We start from the raw sequence: 19,395 nt of genomic DNA on the forward strand, positions 1-19,395 counted from the left end.
CGCCGGGCCGCCTCTCTACGAGGAGCCCGGCGCCGGCCTCAGACAGGACGCGGCAGCGTTCAGCATGCGGCTGACGGTTCCGGCGCGGAGTGTCGGGCCTCGGCGCGTACGGCGGCCTCGACCTCGAAGCGGGGTTTGCCCTCATCCGTGGCGTGCGTCGTGACGGCGGCCTGGACGGTGTTGGCCAGGCTCCTCCAGGCCTTCCACGCTGACTCGTACGTCTCGGTCTGTTCCGGCCCCCAGGTCGTCTGCGTGGGCCGGCCGTATTCGTCCCGCAGTTCCAGTACCTGGGCGTGTGCCTCGTCGGCTGCTTTCTGCATCTCCACGAGATCGTCGAATGTGTGTTTCACATCCACGGATTCTATGTCGCTCGGGCCGGGCAACCCCGGCGAGTCATCCGGCACGCTATGTGGTCACGAGTCCTCGAGCGTGACCGCGCCTTGCGCAGCTCCCGGTTGGAGGACGTGCTCCAGGCCGTCCGTCTTCGCGATGAGTTGGACGACCGCTGCCGGGTTCTTGTCGTAGAGGCTGCTCCACTCCGTGTACCGGTCCCGGGCGGTGGCCAGGACGGTCCATTCCCCCTCGACCCGTGGACCATCGGCATCAGGGGCTGTCCCCTCCTGCGCTCCTTCGGAGGAGGGGGCGACGGTGTGGAATGTGAGCCGGGCAAGGTAGGTGGTGTCGTCCACGGTCTGCGCCTCTCGCGTCATCGTCGGTCGCCGCGTCGGGCGAGGGTGGCAGGCAGGACCGCGTCCGGGCCGAAGCGCCGTCGGGCCCGGTCGGCGGCGGCCTCGATGCGGTATGCCGTGGCGTCGTCGGGGTCGAGGGAGAGCTGGTGTGCGGCGCTGGCTACGTCGCCGAGTTCACCGGTCAGGGTGATCGCGCGGACCCGTGCACGCTGCAGGCCAAGGGCCTCGAAGAGTGCGGTGGCGGTACGGGTCAGGGCAGGCGTGTGCGCGGTGGCTTCGGAAAGTGTGCGGGTGCGGCTGGTGGAGGTGTGGTCGGCGTAGCGCACGGTGAGAGTGAGCGTGCGGGCCACCGCTTGGTCGCCGCGGAGCCGAGAGCCGAGCTGGTGAGTGAGGGTGAGCACGGCGCGGTGCTGCTCGTGGGGGTCGAGTTCGTCGCGGTCGAAGACGTGGCGCACGGTGGTGGTCTTGGGCAGGGCGTGCGGGGTCACGGTCCTGGGGTCGTGGGCGTGGGCGCGCTCGTACAGCCGGCGGCCGGCGGCCGCCCCGAGGAGGCGTTGCAGGGTGGTCAGTGGGGTGCGGGCGATGTCGCCGACGGTCTGCAGGCCGTGATGGGTGAGGGTGCGTGCGGTGGCCGGTCCGACGCCGGGCAGAGCTGCGACCGGGCGTGGATGGAGGAAGGCCACGATCGCCTGGTCCGTGTCGTCGACGACGGTGATCCCTCCGGGCTCGGTGACGGCCGCCGCCATGGAGGCCAGCATGAGGCTGGATCCCACGCCGATCGTGGTGGGCGCACCGGTCCAGGCGAGGGTACGCAGCCGGATCATCTGGGCGAGGCCCTCGGGGCCCCGCTCGAAGTACCGCTCGGCGCCGGTGAGATCGGCGACCGCGGCGTCGGGTGGGAGAGTCTGGGCGCGGGCGCTGATGGTGGCGAGCACGTCCAGCACCTGCGGGTAGCGCGGGTCGCCGGAGGCCAGACCGTGGTAGTGGACGTGCACGATGTGCCGGACGGTGGGCTCGGTCGGTTTCATGGCGCTCACCCGGCGCTTCCTTGGCTGCGGTGTCCGAGCCGGGTCAGGTCGGCCGAGCGGGTGCCGGCGGGCTGGAGGTCGGCGTAGGGGTGGAGGCGGGCTCCGGCGGTGCCGTCGGCGAGGGTGCGCTGCCCGGTGGGCTGGGCCGGGGTGGGGGCGGGAGTGGTGCGGCCGAGGAGGTCGAGGGCGGCCTGGGGGCCGTGGTCGCGGCGGGCGGCGGCGATCTCGTCCAGGTCCCAGGCCATCTCGCCGACGACGGTGCGCCGCGGGCCGCGGGCCTCGACGGTGCCGCGCACGAGGAGCATGCCGGAGTGGAACACGGTGTGCGCGACCTGCTCGTGGGAGTCCTCGAAGAACGCGATGTCGACCAGGCCGGAGCCGTCCTCCAGCGTGCAGAAGATGACGCGCTTACCGGACGGGATCGGCGGGGTCTGCGTGGAGGCCCGTACGCCGGCGACGAGGACTCTCTGGCCGGGGATCATGCCGCGCAGGTGGGCGGCATCGGTCGCGCCGAGCTCGCGCAGCAGCCGGTGGTGGTGCTCCATCAGGTGCTGGGACACGTCGATCGACAGCGTTTCCAGCTCGGCGCCGAGCTGCTCACGGCTGGTCATCTCGGGCAGGCCGCTCGGCTCGGCGGTTACGAGTTCGCCGCCGAGCGGCAGTTGCCCGTCGCTGGCCGCGCGGTTGCGCGAATGACGGTGCAGCTCGGTGGCCTGCAGCAGCAGGTCCCGCCGGGTGAGACCTGCAGCAAGCGGGCCGAGCGCGCCGATACTGATCAGTCGCTGCACGGTCGGCAGGGAAGGGCGGGCCCGCTGCCACAGGTCCTGCACGCCGGTGTAGGGCTGCCCTGCGACGAGACGGGCGACCTCGGCGCCGCTGATGCCCTTGACGGTGGAGAACGCGAGCCGGACGCCCCAGCCCCGTTCGGTGGATTCGACGCTGTGCTGGGCGCGGGAGTGGTTGACGTCCACGGGCAGGACCGGCACGCCGTGGCGCCGGGCGTCGGCGACGATGACCCGGCGGGGCCACATGCCCGGATCGTGCTCCAGCAGGCCCGCGTACAGGGCGGCGGGGTGATGGGCCTTGAGGAACGCGGACTGCAGGGCGGGGACGGCGAACGCGACCGCGTGCGCGCGGCAGAATCCGTACGCGCCGAACGAGGCGACGGTCTCCCACACCTCGTCCAGCACGTCCTTGCCGTAGCCGCGCTCGCCCGCCGTACGGCGGAACCATGCCTCCACGCGCGGCAGCCGGTCGGGGTCGGCAAGGGCGCGGCGGGCGACGTCGCCGGCGGCACGGTCGCAGCCGGTCATCCGGGCCAGGATCGCGATGATCTGCTCATGCCAGATCACCACGCCGTAGGTATCGGCCAAGATCGGCTCCAAGTCCGGGTGCGCGTACCGAGGTGCGGCGCCGTGCCGGGCGGCGATGAACAGCGCGGGCATGCCGCCCTGCACGGGGCCGGGCCTAAACAGGCTGATGTCGGCGATGACGTCCTGCATGTGCCGCGGCTGGAGCCTTCCCACCAGGTCCTGCTGGCCGGGGGATTCGAGCTGGAAGAGGCCGACGGTGTCGGAGGCCTGGATCATCTTGAAGGCGAGCGGGTCGTTCAGGTCGACGTGGTCGGGATTGTCGAGGTCCAGGTGGCGTCCCGTCGTTCGGCGGATCTCCGTGACCGCGTGCGCCATCGCGGACTGCATCCGCACGCCCAGGACGTCGAGTTTCAGGAGTCCGAGGTCTTCGACGTCCTCCTTGTCGGCCTGCACCATCGGGTAGCCGGCCGGGGTCGGTTGCACCGGGAGCCGGTCCAGCAGTGACGCATTGGAGATGATCACTCCGCAGGGGTGCATGGCGTAGCCACGGGGGAGCGCGTCCAGGCCCTCGGCGAGCTCCCACAGCGCCCCGAACTTCTGCGCCTGCGAGGCAAGTTGCCGTAGTTCGGGCAGTTCGACGAGGGCGGCACGGATGTCCCGGGCCCTAATGTGCGGAAAGCTCTTGGCGATGTCGCCCACGACGTGCGGGGGCAGGCCGAGGGCGAGGCCGGTGTCGCGCAGGGCGTGCCGGGCCCGGTAGGTCTCCGGCATGCCGGTGACCGCGGTCCGCTCCCGCCCGAACCGCTCGATGATCGCGTCGTACACCTCCAGGCGCCGCTCGGACTCCACATCGAGGTCGATGTCCGGCAGGGAGGTGCGGCGCTCACTGAGGAAGCGCTCGAACAGCAGGTGGTGCTCAAGGGGGTTGGCGGTTGCGATGAACAGCGAGTGGTTGACCATGCTCCCGGCACCCGAGCCGCGCGCGGCGACCCGGATCCCCAGCGCCCGGGTGTCGGCGACCACCTGGGCCACGGCGAGGAAGTAGCCCTCGTAGCCAAGGCGGCCAATCACCTCCAGCTCGTAGTCCAGCTGCCGTACCGCACTCTCGTCCCGGTCCAGGTCGCGGGCGACCATCCCCGCCTCGCACCGCTGCCGCAGCAGCCGCATCGCCGACCCGGGCTCGCCAGTGGCGCCGACGACGGACGCCTCGGGAAAGTGCGGCCGGCCCAGGCCGAGGTCGGCCGGGGTGAGCGTGCACCACTGACCGGTGGCCTCGGTCTCGGCCAGCAGCCGTCCAGCCCGGCCGGGGTCACCACCGACGGCCTGCGCGATCCGCTCGGCGGCCGCGGCCATCGCGGCCGGGTCCTTCAGCCATCGCTCGCCGCCGTCCAGATGCCGGCGGTCGACGGGACGCAGCAGCCGCGCCGCATCGAGCACGTCGGCCAGCCGGTGCTGTGCGGCATCGGCGTAGCGGACCGCGTTCGTCAGCACCGCGCGCACCCCCGCCTGGTCGGCCAGGCCCACGGTGCGCGCGGCCAGCCGCAGCGAGCCCGCACCGGTGCCCTCCCGGCCGAGATACACGGCTTCCAGCCGCAGCCGCTCTCCGGCCAGTTCCCGCCACGGGGCGAGCAGTCGCTCGGCGACGTCCGGGCGGCCTGCGGCCAGGGCCCGGACCGGCTCGGAAGCCGGGCCGAGCAGCACCACCAGGTCACGGTCGGCGTACGCGCGCAAGACCGGCCAGGACACGAGAGGCAGGCCGTCGCCGGCCTCGGCGTGCGCGGCAGACAACAGCCGGCACAACCGCGCCCACCCGGTCGCATTCTGCGCGAGCAAGGTGATCCGCAGCGGCGGCTCGATCACGTGCGCACCACCCCGCGCGGGCGTACGCGACCGGCCGGCGGCCGGGCCGGACGGGGTGAGCGGGGCGACGGCGACGTCGACACCGAAGACGGCGCGGATCCCGGCGGCCGTGGCGGCCTTGGCGAAGCGGACCGTGCCCGCAACCGTGTCCCGGTCGGTCAGCGCCAGGGTCGTCATCCCGCGCTCGGCAGCGCGCTGCACGAGGGCGTGGGGGAGGGAGGCGCCGTAGCGGGCGGAGTAGCCGGAGGCGACATGCAGATGAGTAAATCCACGACTCACACCTCCCGCCTTTCGTACGCCCCTCCCTGACCTGCGTCCTCTCCAGGTATCCACCATAACGCCGAATCGCACAAGTGTGCGAACAGGTGAACGGGGTCCTGTCGCGTGGCAGCGCAGCGGCACCAAGGGACAAGTCGGCCTCACGTCGCACGACCTAGCGAGGAATATGATCTGAGTCACATTTTTCGATTCGATCCTGTGAGACGTCCCCGTTCTTGGCGCAAGGGGTGAGGCCGACGGCCGTGCGGCCCGGAAAGTCAGCAATGCCGCACCTCTTCGAGCACCTCGCACTGCTTACCGCATTCGTCACCGTCGCTGTGGTCGCCCTCGCCGCGCTCGCACTCGACGCCGGCGACGAGCTCACCGAGCCTCAGTCCCGCGTCTTCCGCGCCGCGATCACGGCCGTCGCGCATGTCGCGAGCACCTACGGCCTGGCCCTGGTCGCTCAGGACAGTCCGTTCATGCTGGTGGCGAAGGCGGTGGTGCCGCTTCTCAGGTAGTGCCGCCGTGGGTGCACGGGCGGCATGGCGGGCGGAGCCTGATCCTGATGTTGTGGACTTTCCCGTCGACGTCGCACTCGCCGAGCTCGTCCCAACATTGCCGGTCGGGACGGGCTGGCGGTACGAGATCAAGTTCGACGGCCACCGGACCGTCGTCTGGCGCGAGAAGGACACTGTCAGGCTCCAAGCCCGGTCCGGGCGTGACGTCACCGCGGTCTGGATGGACCTGGCGCTCGCGGCCCTGCAGACGCTGCCGCCGGGCGTGATCGTCGATGGCGAGGCAGTCATCTACGCCCACGGGAGGATCGATTTCGCAGCCGTACAGTCGCGCGCCCTGTCCACCCCCTCGCGGGCACGCCGTCTCGCCGAACAGCTGCCTGCTCACCTCGCCGCCTTCGACCTCCTGCTCCACCCCGAGCACGGAGACGTCCGAGCCCGCCCCTACGACGAACGCCGCGGTCTACTCGCCGACCTGATGCTGGAGTACGACATCGGGCCCCCGATCCAGCTTGTCCCAATGACCGATGACCCCGCGGTGGCCCGGGTCTGGTACCAACAACTGCCGGAGCAGGGGATCGAGGGCATCGTGGCCAAGCAGGCGACCTCCCCCTACAGGCCCGGCCGGATCTGGCGGAAGATCCGGCATGCCGAGACCGTGGAGGCCGACGTCGTCGGCTACACCGGCTCAACCGCGCGGCCGCGAGCCCTCGCGGTCCGCCTCCCCGACGGACGCACCGCCCTCACCCAGTCCCTCAAAGCCCCGCTCGCCGCCCAGGTCGCCGCGTACTTCGCCGCCAGCGGCCCGCCGTGCAGCGCACGCACCCGGGCCGGGGAGCCCTACAACACCGCCGAGCCCGGGCTCGTGGTTGAGGTCCTCGCCGGGACGACCCGACACGCCGTAGTGACAGTCACCCGGCTGCGCAGTACGTGACACGCCCGAGACCAGTGGTGCAAGGCGACGAAGAGCGCAGCCACGGCCCTTTGGGGCGGGCGTCCGTGAAGACGGCCTGCACCCGGTCCTGGTCACTCCCGGAAGCCGGCGCGGCAGGCCGTACGGAGCAGGATCACGCTCGCGGGCGGCCGCCCGCGTCGGAGGTCCGATCGGGTGAGAGGTCGCCTGGAGAGTGAGCCGAGTTACTCCAGATGCAGGACACCCTGTCGGTGCCCGTTCCTACGGTCCCAGCATGCTCTTCCAGCTCATCCTGCCCACGGACCCGACCGGCTTCGCAGCCGAACCACTGACCGCGGAGCAGGACTTCACATCGTCAGCACCCCTCTCCTTCACTGGGCCCTGCCCGGCAATGCGCCAGCGCATCTGGGAACTCGCCATGCGCCTGCGCACCGCTGAGCAGCAGTGCTCTGGGCTACGGCGGGAGCAGTGGGGTCATGCCGCGGCGAACGCGGAGGCCGCAGCCGTGGCCAGGCATCCATTGACCGTGCGCTGGCTATGGGCGACGGCTTGCGAGTACGCGCGAGACGCCGCGGACGACACCACGTCCCGGTTCACCAGTGAAGGTGATCTTCCCGAACGTCGAGTTGATGCCTCGCGCGCAGGGCGCCGCCTTCGCCCCACTCCCAAAAGGATCATCACTCCAAGTAAGCAGTGCGCAAGCGTGGCTACTCTCCGTGCCCGGCTGTCCGGTGCGGGCGGCCCCCCAACCCGGAGGGCATGAGGATGACCACGCCGTCCACATCGTTCTGGACCGAACCCCAAGCCGCAGACGAAGCCGGCTGCACACCGTCCGAGTTCGAGGAGATCGAACACATCGTCACCCGTGGGTCAACCACGAGCAGGGCGTTCCGGGCCACGCGCTTCGCGGTCGGAGACTGGCTCCTGGCGAAGTACGGACCGCCGGCCACGGCCGGATCCCGCTACGCAACGGAGGAGCAGCTCGATGCGCTGAGCGCACGGCTCAAGCTGTCACCGCACACCCTGCGCAAGTGCCGCCTGCTTGCGCACCGTTGGAGGCCGCAGCAGCGCCAGCCCGTCCTGGACTCCAAGGTGTACGTCTCGTTCACCACGCTGCTCCAGGTAGCTCAAAGCAGCGAACCGGGCGCCTTCGACCAGGAGCACTTCGACGAGAAAGTCGAAGTCCTGCTTGGCCTGATGGCCCTAGCCGAGCAGCACGACATCCTCGAAGTCACCGAGACCGACTACCTCAAGGCCGTGCGCAAGGCGATCCGGCCCAGCCGGCGCCCCGGCGCCGAGAGCGAACGCAGGGCGGTCGTCACCGCGGTCCACCAATTCGAAGCGCACCAGCCTCAGGTCCGCGAGGCGATCCTCGGCGCGGTGAAAGCCGACGAGGACGCCACACGCGCCGTTGCCGCCGGCTATCTCGCGCAGCGCCCCGCACTGGCCCGCGCCGTGCTGCGCGAGGACCCCGACCTCATCCAGGCAGTCGCGCAGGAAGCAGCCCTGCACGACCCGGGCGCCGGGGCTCCGGATGCCGAGCCGGAGGAGGCCGTGTTCCGCGAGCTCGTCCAGGTCCTCGGCGGCAACCGGCCCAGTGACGAACTCCTGCTGGCCGAGTGGCGGCAGGACTTCGCCCGGGCGATCGGCCGATTCAACGCCTTCGTCGCGGACTGGTACCCCGCCGACAAGGTCGCCGCCAACGCCGACGACGACCTCCTGCGGCTGGTCAGCTACCTCGCCGACGACGTAGCCCAGTGGGCTGCCACCATCACCAACGCGCGCACGCCCGGCGGCCTGCGCCTCGTAGAGAGCACAACCGCATGAACAGCAACGCCCCCGCAGACAACGCACCGTTCTTCTTCGACCGCTACCCGCCCGACACCGCCCACTGGCTGGCCGGCATCTGCGACGAGGCCAGCGCGAAGGCGGGCGACAGCCCCTACGAGTTCCGCAACATCATGTGCCAGATGATCGTCATGAACCTGCGCGACGGCATCACCCACGCCTTCCGGGTGGCCGAGCAGATCATCGTCGCGAACGCCCCCGCTGCCAAGCACATCGAGCAGCAGTATCTGAAGTACGACCAGGCCCGCTCCGCGGTTATCGCGACGGGACCGGACACCACCGGCGGCCCCACCAGCACGACCGGCACTCAGGACGGCACGCCGGACCAGAGCACATCCGGCGCGCAAGGAAACGACCAGGACACGCAAGGACCGAGCAACCCCGGCTGTGGAGCCGGGACCACGCCAGGCACGGGACCGACCGTGACGGTCGCCGGAGGCTGCGGCGGCAGCACCACGACCACAGGAGACGACCAGAACACCGGCATCGGCCAGCAGGGGACCCTCTTCATCGTCCACTACTCCGACTTCAGAGCCAGCGTCCCCGCCCGCCGCAAGAAGGCCCAGACCGAACACCGGCGCCTGTACGACGTCCAGTCGGATGCCGCCCGGCAGATGCGCGTCCAACAAGACGAGCTGGACTTCCTCGACCGCGTCGAGGCCGCGGACTCCATCCTGGAGGACCTGATCAACACGCATCGCACCCAGACGAGCGTCGCCGGGGTACTACGCGCCGCCAGCCGAACGCCGGAGGACCTTGGCCTCACTAAGGAGACCGTGACCTGGCTGGACACCCAGCTCAAGGCGGTCTAGTTGTCCGCCCTCAGCAGGTGCCCCGAATGCGGGGCACACCTCGGCCCCTCGCGAGTACGCGGCGAGGGGCCCTGGAACCAGGGATGGCGCACCGGACTGAGCCCAGCCCAGCAGTTTGTGCCACGCGGCGAGTTGGAAGGCGACGTCCTGACCCCGTGCGGACACATCGTCGAGCTCCAGTACGGGCCCCTGTCCCGCATCGAGATCGAGTTCCGTGAGCGGGTCTACGGCACGATGGTCTGGCTCTTCGACGCCTGCGACGCCCACCGCAAGGGTCGCCTCCGCCTCGGCCTGGCCCCCGGACGCCCGCACGTCAACTTCGTCTGGAGCCGGCCCCGCCAGACCCTCGAAGTCTGCCGCCGACCAGTCCACCTCGACCTCGGAGAGTCCGCGCAGGCCGACGGACTGCATATGGTCCTGCGGATCAACCGGACCCACCCGAAACAACCTGGCTGCCTGTCCGGCAGCGGTGTCCTCTACACCGCGGAGGCCTTCCACAACTGGATGGCGCACGGCCTTCCCCTCACCCCCTTCATCCCCAAGGCCCCTGACCATGCCGTTGCCTGACCGCCCAGGCCACCTGGGTCATCTCTTCACCCGCTCCGTCGACGCCAGAGCCGTCCACTTCGTCCGGCCCAGCGACACCGACCGCCCGACCTGGGCGGCTTACGAAGACACCCGCTACCTCGGCACCGTCCACGCTCAGTTCGACGCGGGCCGGCACTGGCACGTGCAGTCCCTTCGGGAACAGCACCGCCATCTTGACGACGCCGTCCGGGCGCTGCGCCGCCCCGCCTCCTGGCAAGCGGAACACGAACGCGTCCGAGGATGGGCCCGTGGCATCCTCATCGATCCACATCTGGTTGTCCTCGACGTGCAGACCACCAGCCTCACCGACCCTTGGGCCGTGCAGATCGGCCTGACAGACCGACACGGCAAAGCACTCTTCAACGAACGCCTCAACCCCAATGCCACCATCACCGCCGCAGCATCAGCGCTGCACGGCATCACACAGCAGCAAGCCGCAACCGCGCCGCCCTTCGCCACCTTCGTCCCTCGCCTCGCCCAGCTCCTGTCACGCCGCCGCTGCCTCACCTACAACGCGGCCTTCGACCGCGGAGTCCTGGAGCGCGAGTTGCGCCGGTACTTCCGCAGTGCAACACGAGCCCGGGCCTGGCTCGGCGAGTGCACCTGGGTGGATGCAATGCGGCCGTACGCCGCTTGGAAAGGCCTATGGTCAGCCCGCCGCCACTCCTACCGCTATCAGCCATTGGGCAGCAGCTACGACGCAGTCACCAACTGCCAACTACTGCTGACCACACTCGAACAGGTCAGATGACAGCCAGCAGGCCGTCACAGGCCACTCGCCACAGGCATAGGTTCACCCTCCCCAGCAGGATGAACCTCCAGACCGCCATCGGCGTTCAGGATGGGACGCCGGCCGGGGTACGTACGCCGTGCCGTGACCACGTCGCGTTCGTCGAAGTCGCCCGCGAAGACCAGCACGCCGGAAAAGAGCTCCACCTTCCGTGCGCCGGTGGGCCAACGGTTCAGCAGCGCATCGACCGTCATCGGCTCGGGCGCCGGTGGCAGATCAGGTCCGGACAAGAGCAGTCCTTTCGAATCCGGCGGGCGCGGCCAGCAGATGTACCGCCTCAGCCCGCGACGCGCCGGCTCCCACTCGCTGCGGGCTCATGCATCAATGTGTACAGCTCTACGGAACTCCGGAAGGCATCCCACACCGGAGGTTCACCGTGGTCCGGTCACGCCCGAAGGCGCGACCGCCTACCGTGGTCCGGTCACGCCCGAAGGCGCGACCGCCTGCCGCAGATGAGCAGTGGGTTAACGTTTGACTCGGTTGCGAACCGCGAGGACGGCGAGGCCCAGGAGGACAGGTTCGGTCAGGCGTGAGGTCATCTCGATGTAGGTGCCGGCAGTGGTCAGGTCCTGGCCGGAGGAGCGGAACACCACCGAGTTGAGCGTGACGTTCACTGCCTTCTCGAAGCGCTCGCCGGTGAACCGGTGGCCGGTGGGGTTGCGCGGATCATCCTTGTCGATCTCGAAGGTCACCTTGCCTCCGCCCGCCGGGACAGTGCCGGTCGCGGTCTGCTTCGGAGTGTCCCTGGCGAGACCGACGGCCATCAGCAGCACGATGGTGAGGAGCATCGCAGCGCCGAGCCAGGCCAGGGCTCGGGAGGCCCGCAGCCCGTAGCCGGACAACGCCCAGTACGCGGTCAGCAAGCCTCGTTCGCTGCGGGGGATGTCGCTGGCGTGACGGCGCATCTCCATCTCTCCGTAGTAGAAGTCCGCCGCCCCCGGCTCGTGCTTGCCGTCCTCGAAAGCCTTGCGCAGCGCCCGGTACACCGGCGCCAGCTGCAACGGCCCGACGCGTCCCGCGCCGACGACAGCCACGTTCCAGCCCCTCACGGCCCCGGGCTGGCTGGCACGCCAGTGGTGCTCCTCGGCCAGGGCGCGGCGCTCGGTGAACCGTACGGGCCACCAACGCCGCCAGCGCACGGCGGGCGGAACCGTGTCGAACGTGCAGGCGCCCTCCAGTCGCAGTTGGTCCAGGTGCACGGTGCCGGCGAACAGACATCCCGACAGGTCGACGTCGGAAAGGACCAAGTGGGCAGCGTCCACCCCGCGTAGTGACGCCACCCGCACGCCAGGGCTGGACGCACTCACAAGCAAGTCCTCGGCAAGTTGGGATCCGTGGGCGAGCGCGAACGGATCCGGCTCAGCAGCGATTGTGAGGGGGTACTCGAATACCGCATGCGCGAAGTCCACCGTGGCGTAGCGCAGACGAATCTCAGCCGTCGATGTCCAACGCGTTCGACGGCACTCCAGTCGGCGCGCAGCGAAATCGAGGTTCACCGGGCCGCCGAAGGTTGTACCCGACAACATGACTCGTCCAGCGCATACCAACGGCCCCACTCTGTCAGCCGTCACGAAGGTCACAGTCTCGAAGTCGACGTCGGCCTCGAAGGCCGCAGATACGAACCCGGCTGCGCCCTCGAAGGTTGCCGACTCGAAGCCAGCGTGGTCCTTGAAGGTCGCATAGTTGAACCTGGCGACGCCCTGGAAGGTGACCGAATTGAACTCGGTGTGGCCCTTGAAGGCCACACGGGGGAAGCCAACGTGCCCGAAGGTGGCCGACTCGAACCAGGCGGGGCCCTTGAAGGTCACAGCATCGAAGCGGGCCCTGTCCTCGAAGGTGGCTGACTCGAAGCAGGCAGCGTCCTCGAATACGGCAGATTCGAAGTCAGCGTCGGCCTCGAAGACCGCCGATGCGAACGTGGCGGCCCCCTCGCAGGTGACCGACGAGAACACGGCTATGTCCTTCCAGACGACCCCATCAAACTCGGCGTCACCCTTGAAGACCACCGATGCGAACTCGGCATGGCCGTTGAAAGTCGCCGCCTCGAACCGGGCTTCACCCCTGAAGATCGCTGAGCCGAAATGGGCAACGCTGTCGAAGGTGGCCGAGTCGAACCGGGCGGGACCCTCGAAGGTGGCCGACTCGAACCTGGCATAGCCCAAGTGGGGGTGACCGGTTGAGGGGATGCGGAGCGGCGTGAGTAAGGCGTTGAGGAGGTCTTCGGTGAAAAGGGTGCCACGGTGGTCGACGTCGGTGCCGGGGGTCAGGCCCGCAAGGTAGGCGTCACGGTCGGAGTTGGCTAGGTGAGCAAGGCAGAACGTGTGCCCGGATACCCGGACGCCACGGCAACCGAACGGGCTTTCTTGGTCGGGGTCCTCGCCGCAATACGGCCAGTCAGGCGGGGTAAGGAATGGTCGAGGCATACCCGAAGGACGGTCGAGTACCGTCGAGCGGTTGCCGGCCTCGCTTCGGTGCCAGCGAGGACTTCCTGGCGCAGATCGAGCACGAGTCTGTCTGTCTGCGGCGCGAAGCCCGGGCCCTGCGGCGTCGGCTGCGCCGTGAGCGCCTGCACGAGTTGCGCGTGCGCGTCGTCCGATTCGCGGTGGAGACCGGCGCCACGGGGCTCGCGGTGGCCGGGACGGCGGTGTTCGTCGCGGCCGTCGTCGTCCTCGTCCTCGGACACGTGACCGAGGCGATGGAGCTGTTCGTCATCGCGACCGCGGCCTGGGCGGGCGTCGCCGCGGCGCAGTTCTTCCGCGTCTGACCCCGGAGGGGCGAAGGCTCCTCCGCTCCCTGCGGAACGCCCTTTCAACCTCGTCTAGTTGGTCGTCGTGCTCGACCCAGTTCGGGCACGGCGACCGGCTCAACGGCATCGATGCCGTCCATGCCGGCACCGCGCCGACCGATGTGGTGTCGGTGGAGGCACCGTCATGCCCAGGGCGGGGCGGTGATCTGCATGTTGGTCCTGCCGAGCTGCCACTCCCCGGGGGCGGGCTGGTGGAAGGCGGGGAAACGGTGCAGAAGGCGGCCCAGTCCGTCCATCTGCCGGCGGTGCGGGTGCTGCGCGGCGGCGGGAAGGGCCGACAGGATGTCGGTGCGCGTCATCGGCGCGGGCGCACGGGCGAGCAGCCGGGCGACAAGGGAGAGCACGTCGTCTCCGGGGACGCCTCGTTCGGCGTCCTTCCAGGTCGCTGTGTGCAGCTCGTGCCGGCCGTACGGCTCGGCGAGAGTCTGCAAGACCTCCATGCCGACCCGGGAGAGCGTCGCGCGAGCCTGGGGGAACCGGGCGCGATTGCGGTACGCGTAGATACCGGCGGCAACCGCCAGAGCGCCGGTGGCCAGCGGGTAGGCACGTGCCAGGCGTGCAGTCCCGATCAGGGAGCGGCCGGACAGCTCCATCGCGGTGGTACTGCCTCGTACCGCCTGCTCGGCCGTGCCGATCTTCCCGAGTACGGCCCGCAGGGCGGGCCAGTCCCGGGCGGCGACGTCGAGGCGGATCAGGTCCCGGTCGGCGGCGAGGAGGACGACCGGGGCGAGGACGCCGGCGAGTTGGAGGATGCCGACGTCGCTGAGGTCTTCATGGGCGAGCCTGTCGGCGGCGGCCGTCATGGGCAGTCCGTTCACACAGACGACGTGCAGCAGCGGCACGTACTGCCCCCACCACAGCCGCTCCGCCATCACGAGGTCGAAGTCGCCGCCCTCGTTCTTGCGGTCGGCGAGTACGCGCGGGACCTCGGCCCATACGTAGTGGGGGATGAAGCCGCGCAGCGTCCCGTGGCGCATCCCGGCCAGGATCGAGGACGGCTTGCCCCGCTTCAGCGCCGCGGTGATGTCCGAGGTGAGCACCGACGTGTCGAACACCCCGAGCCGGAAGCCGTCGTTGGGGTCGAGGGGGCGCGGGCGCGCGTGGACGCTGCTGTACATGACGGGAGCGTAAGCCCGTGCCCGGAGGGCGGCGCACGGATTTTCCGCTCGCGCTTCTGGCCGTGCGTGCCGGGCTGTTTCCGGAGTCGGTTCCGGGGCTGGTGGCGGACCGGTAGGCTGCGGGCCAACGGCCGACGCATCGGCCCAAGCCAGTGCCCTGGCCCATGACCGGGGTGCATCACGGCAGAGGTGCCCGCGGGCCCTGTACGACGGGGTTCGGACTGTGAGCATCAGTGCGAGGCGTACTTCAACTCCGGACATCCGTATAGCTGTTGAAGCCTTCCGCACGCTGCTCTTCGTCGCGCGCATCGGGTCATGGGGCCGGGCGCGGGAAATGCGAGAGCCGTATGACCAAGAGCCACGGCCGCAAGAGCCGGGCGAGAAACAAGAGCCGGGCTCGGGGCGCCGCGTACGCCGCGGCCAACGCCGGCACCCTCCACCACCACGGCAGCGGCCCCTCCAACGAGGATCTGCAGCCGGCCGACTCCAGCCGGTGGGGAGTCGAGACCGCACCGGACATGCGGACCGCGTCCGCGCTGATCGGCGCGCGCATCGAGCAGTGCGCCCCGTGCCTGGAGTCCCTCACAGCGAAGCTTCTCGACGAGGACCCGATCGTGCTCGCGGTGACGGCCGAGTGCGTCTACAGCCTGCACCCGGCTGACGAGTGGCCGAACGGGGGAGGCATCGCCAGCAAGTCCACCCAGATGTTCTTCCTCCTTGTCCAGCACGTCCACTACATCGCGGGCGATACCCAGATGCTTCCAGGCGCGGTCGAGAGGATGACCCGTGCCGACCGCGCGGCGCTCCTGGACGACGCGCTGGGCCTGTGGGCAATCTACGGGCCCAAGTACCCCGGTCTGCTGCGCGGCCCGGACGCCGACGCGGCCGGCCTGGCGGACCTCATGCCGGGCAGCGAGCCGAACGGCGACGGGCCAGGCACGGCGATCGACGTATCAGGCCTCACACACCCGGCTTCCGGGGGCCGCCCGGCAGAAGGGATCGGTCCGGCTCCGCGGCCTGCTGCTCCCGGCCGAAGTGCCCGCCGGCCCGTCCTGCATGCCGGTCGTACCCGCCAGCACCAACCGCCCGTGACCACCGCCAGCAAGGAGAGCCGGATCCACATGAGCGAGAACACCCCGAACATGGAGCAGCATGCGGAGGGCGCGGCGCGCTCCCTGGTCGAGTTGGTCCGCGCTCTTCAGTACGGCGGGATCAAGTACCCGCTGGAGGCGTACCGCATCCTCAGCTACCTCACCCGTGCGGCCGGAGAGATGAGGACCGCTCTCGACCTCCTGGAGACCTCGGTACAGGGCCTCGACGACAAGGGACTCCTGATGTCCGACTACCGGGGCGAGCCGCTGGACGAGGTCATGGAGCGCTTCACCGAGTCGTCCGGCCGGGCGCGGGACCTCGCGGGCGGCCTGCACGGCAACCTGAGCACGGCCCACTCCGCCGTCGGACACCTCGCGTACAACGAGGCATCCGAAGTGCCGGGCCAGGAGCCGAAGGCGCTGAGCTGAGGCCGTGCCAGGCGGGGTGTGATCGCCTGCGGGTGACGTGAGTGGAAGGCCGGGGCCGGCTGTCGAGGTCCCGGCCTTCGGTCTGTGGCGGCCAGGCTGCCTGACCCCGGCAGTGCTGTACTCGCGGCACTCAACTCACACCGAAGCTCCTCACAAATGAGTGATGATGGCAAAAATAGGTGTGATTTTGAATCCTTAGATGTGTGGATACTGCTATCATGAGGGTGAGTTGATAAGTCTGGGAGGGTGAGTGAGTCAGGCGCAGGAACAGGACGCGATGAACGCGACCGAGGCACGCAACGCCCTCTACGCCCTGGTGAAGCGTGCCGAGGAAGACGGGCGCACGACCCTGATCTATAAGGGACAGAGGCGTCAGGATCGCGTTCTGCTGGCCCCGCTCGACCGGCTTCCTGCAGCGCGGAAGACCGAGGTCCTGCCGTCCCACGTTCTCAGTGCGGCGCAGAAGGACTTCGGTGACCTCATCACGCGAGCGGCTCAGGGCCAGCCGCAGGTGCTCCTGCGCAACACCACACCGGTCGCGGTACTGCTGCCCGCCGACGTCGTCTCCCCTTCATCCCATCCGGCCGCGGCGCTGGGCGCGGCGCCCGCAGGAGGTGCGGTGAACAGCCAAGGCCATTCGGAACGCGAGAGGGCGCCGCGCAGGCTCGCCACGCTGGGCGACGCCATCGGCGCCTCACTCACCTCGGGCCCGGTCGGCAGCACCACGTTCGGGCTGCCCGGCCTGGACTTGGCGACAGGCGGTCTGCAGTCAGGCCGGCTGACGCTGGTGGCGGCCGCCCCGAACGTCGGCGGAAGCCTGCTGGGGCTGGCCGCCGCACGACAGACCGCGCTCGTCGACAACCACAAGGTGTTGTACGCGGCGTCCGGGCCGAACCAGGCCGACATCATGCGCCGCATCATCTCCGCGGAGACCGGTGGCGACTACCCGCGCCTGAAGCAGGGCCGCCTCACCGACCACGAGCAGAAGGTCGCCCAGCAACTGGTCCAGGCGCCACTGCTGATCGACGACGGCAGTGACCTGACCGCCGAGGCGATCGCGGAAACCGCCCCGTACGTTCAGGACCTGGCCCTGGTGGTCGTGGACCGGCTGCAGGCCGCCCACAACGCCCGGCTCCCTCTGTCGGGTGACCGTCTCCCGGCCGCCTCGCAGGTTCTGGCCGCTCTCGCGCGTACCCTGCACGTGCCGGTGCTCGCCATCGTGGACAGCGCCGATCCCACGCTTCTGGGCCTCCTGGATGCCGACGTCATGTTGACGCTCGCACCGACCGAGGACCCTTCCCAGGTCCAGGTGACGGTCGCTGAGCGGGACTTCGGCACGATCGGCTCGGCGTACCTGAGCCCCGATCTGCTGCACGCCCGTTTCCTCGACGCCGCAGCCGCCCGTGCGGGCGGTGAAGGACCCGCGCAGGGGAGTGTGGGTGGTGCCGTGGAGCGGGAGTTGGCCGACGCGGCGCTTCCCTACACGTCCGGTGCCCGGCAAGGGCTGCCAGCCTCCGTCACCCACGTGCTGGCCGCGCTGCGCACCGCGCTGGCAGGCGGTGACCAGGCAGCCCTGGCCGAACTCGGGCCGTCCCTGGCCGAGACGGCTGCGGCGCCGCAGCAACTGCCGAACGACGCCGAGGGGCGCCGCCTCGCCGCCGCGCTGAACGCCTACAGCACCGCCGTATCCGCCGCCACCCCCGGGCAGCCCGCCGCTACCCGGCCCGCCGCGGACAGCGGACACGTCCAGGACGACGAAGACGACGCCGAAGTGGAACTGCAGCCGGGGGACGAGGAGGACGAGCCGGAAGGCGCGCCCTTCCCCGCGCTGAAGCTCCTCAAGGACGCGGTCGGCCGCTCGAAGATGCACCCGATCAGGGTCATCCGCCTCGAGGAGCGGGAGAGCGGGCCGTGGCCGCTGATCAGTGAGCACATGGACGGCGAACCGCGCTGGGTCCACCCCGACGTCACCAGCACGCGGGTCCCCTTCATCCGGGAGAACGGGAAGCGGGTCCGGCGGGATCAGCTCGATGTGCCCGACTCGTTCGGCGACGGGGTGCTGTGCCTGATCGACCGCAACGGCAGCTACCCGTCCGCCTGTTCGGCCGTGCCCCTGGCCCCGAACAAGCTGCTGCACACCGGGCCCCTTGAGGCGTTCGACAAGGCCAGCGCCGGTATCTACCTCATCGACATCCCGGAGTGGAACCGCACGGACATGCCGCACCCGCTCGGGCGGATCATCGACCGGCCCGATGAGCAGGGCCGCGTGTGGGTCACCACCCCGCACATCAAGCAGTTGATGAAGCTGGTGCGCGAAGACCACCTCGCCGCGATGCCGGCCATCCACGATTCCTGGACGGGGAAGGCCAACGAGTCCCTGTTCAAGCCCTTCTACGAAGCGGCCCGGAAAGCGCGTATCGACCTCGTCCAGGCCGGCGGCGACCCGTACAAGGCGTACAAGACGCGGCTGTCGATCGCGCTGCGTCTGCTGTGGCCCAAGCGCCAGGAGCAGAAGTCTCCGTTCTGGCGGCCGGACTGGCGCATGAGCATGGTCGCCGAAGCGTCCGTCCGGCACTGGACCGTGGCCTTCAAGGCGGTCCAGGAGGGCCACACGCTCATCGCCCTGCGCAACGTCGACGCGGCCGTCTTCTGGACGCCGCCCGGCACGCCCCCGGACACGTACCGGATCGGGACGGGCTTCGGTGAGGTCAAGGCCAAGTTCATCCAGCCCGGCGAGATGATCCCCGAGGGTGACGACTGATGGCCGGGCCCACCGGCCACGGAGGATCCCTGGGCGGCGCCCTCAACGACCTCCTGCGCGCCCAGGTCACTCCCCGCCACCGGCTGTCGTCGTACAACGCCAAGCACTGGCACGCCCAGCTCAGCCAGCTCACCGGAACCCACCGCGGCTACCAGGCCCTGGAAGAGGCCGGCCTCGACGTGACCGTCAAAACCCTTCTCAACTGGCTGTCCGACCCCGAGTACAACGTCCGCCGCAGCTACCGCGACCTCATCCACACCGCCTACGAGAACGTCGCCATAGTCCCAGCCGAACCGATCCCCGACCACGTCAAGAACGGCGACTTCGAGATCAGCGGCTGGGTCACCACCGGCCGTGACCGGCGCCGGCGCGGGACACGCGACGCCGCGCCCCTGCGGATCGACGGGAGCCGGGGCGACTGGGACGCGATCGAGGAACTCTGGATGGCCGGTGAGCTCACCGACGAGGAGTTCGAGGACCACTTCATCGACGACGTCATCGTGGCGGACATCGGTGAAGGCACCGACGGATGGGAGTTCGACGGAGGCAGCTACTCCGTTGAACTCAGGTAAC

17 protein-coding genes are annotated in these 19,395 nt (G+C 69.9%); 10 read left to right on the forward strand and 7 right to left on the reverse strand.

The features are described 5' to 3' along the window. Positions 1-59 precede the first annotated feature (59 nt). The 4 genes from ACZ69Q_RS44895 to ACZ69Q_RS44910 form a co-directional block, all read right to left on the reverse strand. The gene (locus ACZ69Q_RS44895) at positions 60-350 is read right to left on the reverse strand and encodes a hypothetical protein (protein ID WP_471054542.1); all 291 of its coding nucleotides are present in this window, start codon (positions 348-350) and stop codon (positions 60-62) included. Between the two features lie 63 nt (positions 351-413). Next, positions 414-689 carry a hypothetical protein gene (locus ACZ69Q_RS44900; protein WP_471054544.1) on the reverse strand — a complete coding sequence of 92 codons (276 nt, stop codon included), beginning with the start codon at positions 687-689 and terminating at the stop codon, positions 414-416. Between the two features lie 17 nt (positions 690-706). Continuing rightward, complete coding sequence (locus ACZ69Q_RS44905; RefSeq protein ID WP_471054579.1) at positions 707-1,717, reverse strand: DNA polymerase Y family protein; 1,011 nt, start codon at positions 1,715-1,717, stop codon at positions 707-709. A gap of 5 nt (positions 1,718-1,722) precedes the next feature. Further along, a complete protein-coding gene (locus tag ACZ69Q_RS44910) occupies positions 1,723-5,226 on the reverse strand; it encodes a DNA polymerase III subunit alpha (protein WP_471054545.1) in 3,504 nt (1,167 codons plus the stop codon). A 206-nt stretch (positions 5,227-5,432) separates the two neighbouring features. Between ACZ69Q_RS44910 and ACZ69Q_RS44915 the strand changes: the two genes are divergently transcribed. The 6 genes from ACZ69Q_RS44915 to ACZ69Q_RS44940 all read left to right on the forward strand — a co-directional run bounded on the left by ACZ69Q_RS44915 (position 5,433) and on the right by ACZ69Q_RS44940 (position 10,578). Beyond that, complete coding sequence (locus tag ACZ69Q_RS44915) at positions 5,433-5,669, forward strand: hypothetical protein (RefSeq protein ID WP_471054547.1); 237 nt, start codon at positions 5,433-5,435, stop codon at positions 5,667-5,669. A gap of 52 nt (positions 5,670-5,721) precedes the next feature. Next, positions 5,722-6,600: an ATP-dependent DNA ligase gene (locus tag ACZ69Q_RS44920; protein ID WP_471054549.1), complete on the forward strand. Its 879-nt coding sequence runs from the start codon at positions 5,722-5,724 to the stop codon at positions 6,598-6,600. Between the two features lie 738 nt (positions 6,601-7,338). After that, complete coding sequence (locus tag ACZ69Q_RS44925) at positions 7,339-8,406, forward strand: hypothetical protein (protein ID WP_471054551.1); 1,068 nt, start codon at positions 7,339-7,341, stop codon at positions 8,404-8,406. Next, positions 8,403-9,239 (forward strand): hypothetical protein, encoded by an 837-nt coding sequence (locus tag ACZ69Q_RS44930; RefSeq protein ID WP_471054552.1) that lies wholly within the window; start codon positions 8,403-8,405, stop codon positions 9,237-9,239. Before ACZ69Q_RS44925 ends, ACZ69Q_RS44930 begins: the two co-directional genes overlap by 4 nt. 132 nt (positions 9,240-9,371) lie before the next feature. After that, positions 9,372-9,806: a hypothetical protein gene (locus ACZ69Q_RS44935; RefSeq protein WP_471054554.1), complete on the forward strand. Its 435-nt coding sequence runs from the start codon at positions 9,372-9,374 to the stop codon at positions 9,804-9,806. After that, on the forward strand, positions 9,793-10,578 hold the full coding sequence (locus ACZ69Q_RS44940) for a 3'-5' exonuclease (RefSeq protein WP_471054555.1): 786 nt from the start codon (positions 9,793-9,795) through the stop codon (positions 10,576-10,578). Before ACZ69Q_RS44935 ends, ACZ69Q_RS44940 begins: the two co-directional genes overlap by 14 nt. 14 nt (positions 10,579-10,592) lie before the next feature. Here ACZ69Q_RS44940 and ACZ69Q_RS44945 read toward each other — a convergent pair whose 3' ends face one another. Both ACZ69Q_RS44945 and ACZ69Q_RS44950 read right to left on the reverse strand, forming a co-directional pair. Continuing rightward, on the reverse strand, positions 10,593-10,847 hold the full coding sequence (locus tag ACZ69Q_RS44945; protein ID WP_471054557.1) for a hypothetical protein: 255 nt from the start codon (positions 10,845-10,847) through the stop codon (positions 10,593-10,595). 234 nt (positions 10,848-11,081) lie between these two features. Next, positions 11,082-13,040 (reverse strand): pentapeptide repeat-containing protein, encoded by a 1,959-nt coding sequence (locus tag ACZ69Q_RS44950; RefSeq protein WP_471054559.1) that lies wholly within the window; start codon positions 13,038-13,040, stop codon positions 11,082-11,084. On the opposite strand from ACZ69Q_RS44950, the gene ACZ69Q_RS44955 reads away from it, so the two are divergent. Then, a complete protein-coding gene (locus ACZ69Q_RS44955; protein ID WP_471054561.1) occupies positions 13,028-13,381 on the forward strand; it encodes a hypothetical protein in 354 nt (117 codons plus the stop codon). The two genes, ACZ69Q_RS44950 and ACZ69Q_RS44955, sit on opposite strands and share 13 nt — an antisense overlap. Before the next feature lie 164 nt (positions 13,382-13,545). Here ACZ69Q_RS44955 and ACZ69Q_RS44960 read toward each other — a convergent pair whose 3' ends face one another. Next, positions 13,546-14,541, reverse strand: a complete 996-nt coding sequence (locus ACZ69Q_RS44960) for a PIN domain-containing protein (protein WP_471054562.1) — start codon at positions 14,539-14,541, stop codon at positions 13,546-13,548. Between the two features lie 347 nt (positions 14,542-14,888). Here ACZ69Q_RS44960 and ACZ69Q_RS44965 point away from each other — a divergent pair, with 347 nt between their 5' ends. The 3 genes from ACZ69Q_RS44965 to ACZ69Q_RS44975 all read left to right on the forward strand — a co-directional run bounded on the left by ACZ69Q_RS44965 (position 14,889) and on the right by ACZ69Q_RS44975 (position 19,394). Continuing rightward, positions 14,889-16,061 carry a hypothetical protein gene (locus tag ACZ69Q_RS44965; protein WP_471054564.1) on the forward strand — a complete coding sequence of 391 codons (1,173 nt, stop codon included), beginning with the start codon at positions 14,889-14,891 and terminating at the stop codon, positions 16,059-16,061. A gap of 250 nt (positions 16,062-16,311) precedes the next feature. Further along, a complete protein-coding gene (locus ACZ69Q_RS44970; RefSeq protein WP_471054565.1) occupies positions 16,312-18,822 on the forward strand; it encodes a DnaB-like helicase C-terminal domain-containing protein in 2,511 nt (836 codons plus the stop codon). Further along, positions 18,822-19,394: a hypothetical protein gene (locus ACZ69Q_RS44975; RefSeq protein ID WP_471054567.1), complete on the forward strand. Its 573-nt coding sequence runs from the start codon at positions 18,822-18,824 to the stop codon at positions 19,392-19,394. The genes ACZ69Q_RS44970 and ACZ69Q_RS44975 overlap by 1 nt, the downstream gene beginning before the upstream one ends. Position 19,395 lies beyond the last annotated feature (1 nt).

The sequence above is a fragment of the Streptomyces sp. NPDC036764 genome, from assembly GCF_055609385.1.

Coding starts and splice junctions, on each gene's coding strand:
- ACZ69Q_RS44910 (WP_471054545.1), bottom strand. CDS start 5,226: ATGGTGGATACCTGGAGAGGACGCAGGTCAGGGAGGGGCGTACGAAAG.
- ACZ69Q_RS44930 (WP_471054552.1), top strand. CDS start 8,403: ATGAACAGCAACGCCCCCGCAGACAACGCACCGTTCTTCTTCGACCGC.
- ACZ69Q_RS44905 (WP_471054579.1), bottom strand. CDS start 1,717: ATGAAACCGACCGAGCCCACCGTCCGGCACATCGTGCACGTCCACTAC.
- ACZ69Q_RS44925 (WP_471054551.1), top strand. CDS start 7,339: ATGAGGATGACCACGCCGTCCACATCGTTCTGGACCGAACCCCAAGCC.
- ACZ69Q_RS44940 (WP_471054555.1), top strand. CDS start 9,793: ATGCCGTTGCCTGACCGCCCAGGCCACCTGGGTCATCTCTTCACCCGC.
- ACZ69Q_RS44915 (WP_471054547.1), top strand. CDS start 5,433: ATGCCGCACCTCTTCGAGCACCTCGCACTGCTTACCGCATTCGTCACC.
- ACZ69Q_RS44955 (WP_471054561.1), top strand. CDS start 13,028: ATGGTCGAGGCATACCCGAAGGACGGTCGAGTACCGTCGAGCGGTTGC.
- ACZ69Q_RS44950 (WP_471054559.1), bottom strand. CDS start 13,040: ATGCCTCGACCATTCCTTACCCCGCCTGACTGGCCGTATTGCGGCGAG.
- ACZ69Q_RS44960 (WP_471054562.1), bottom strand. CDS start 14,541: ATGTACAGCAGCGTCCACGCGCGCCCGCGCCCCCTCGACCCCAACGAC.
- ACZ69Q_RS44975 (WP_471054567.1), top strand. CDS start 18,822: ATGGCCGGGCCCACCGGCCACGGAGGATCCCTGGGCGGCGCCCTCAAC.
- ACZ69Q_RS44965 (WP_471054564.1), top strand. CDS start 14,889: ATGACCAAGAGCCACGGCCGCAAGAGCCGGGCGAGAAACAAGAGCCGG.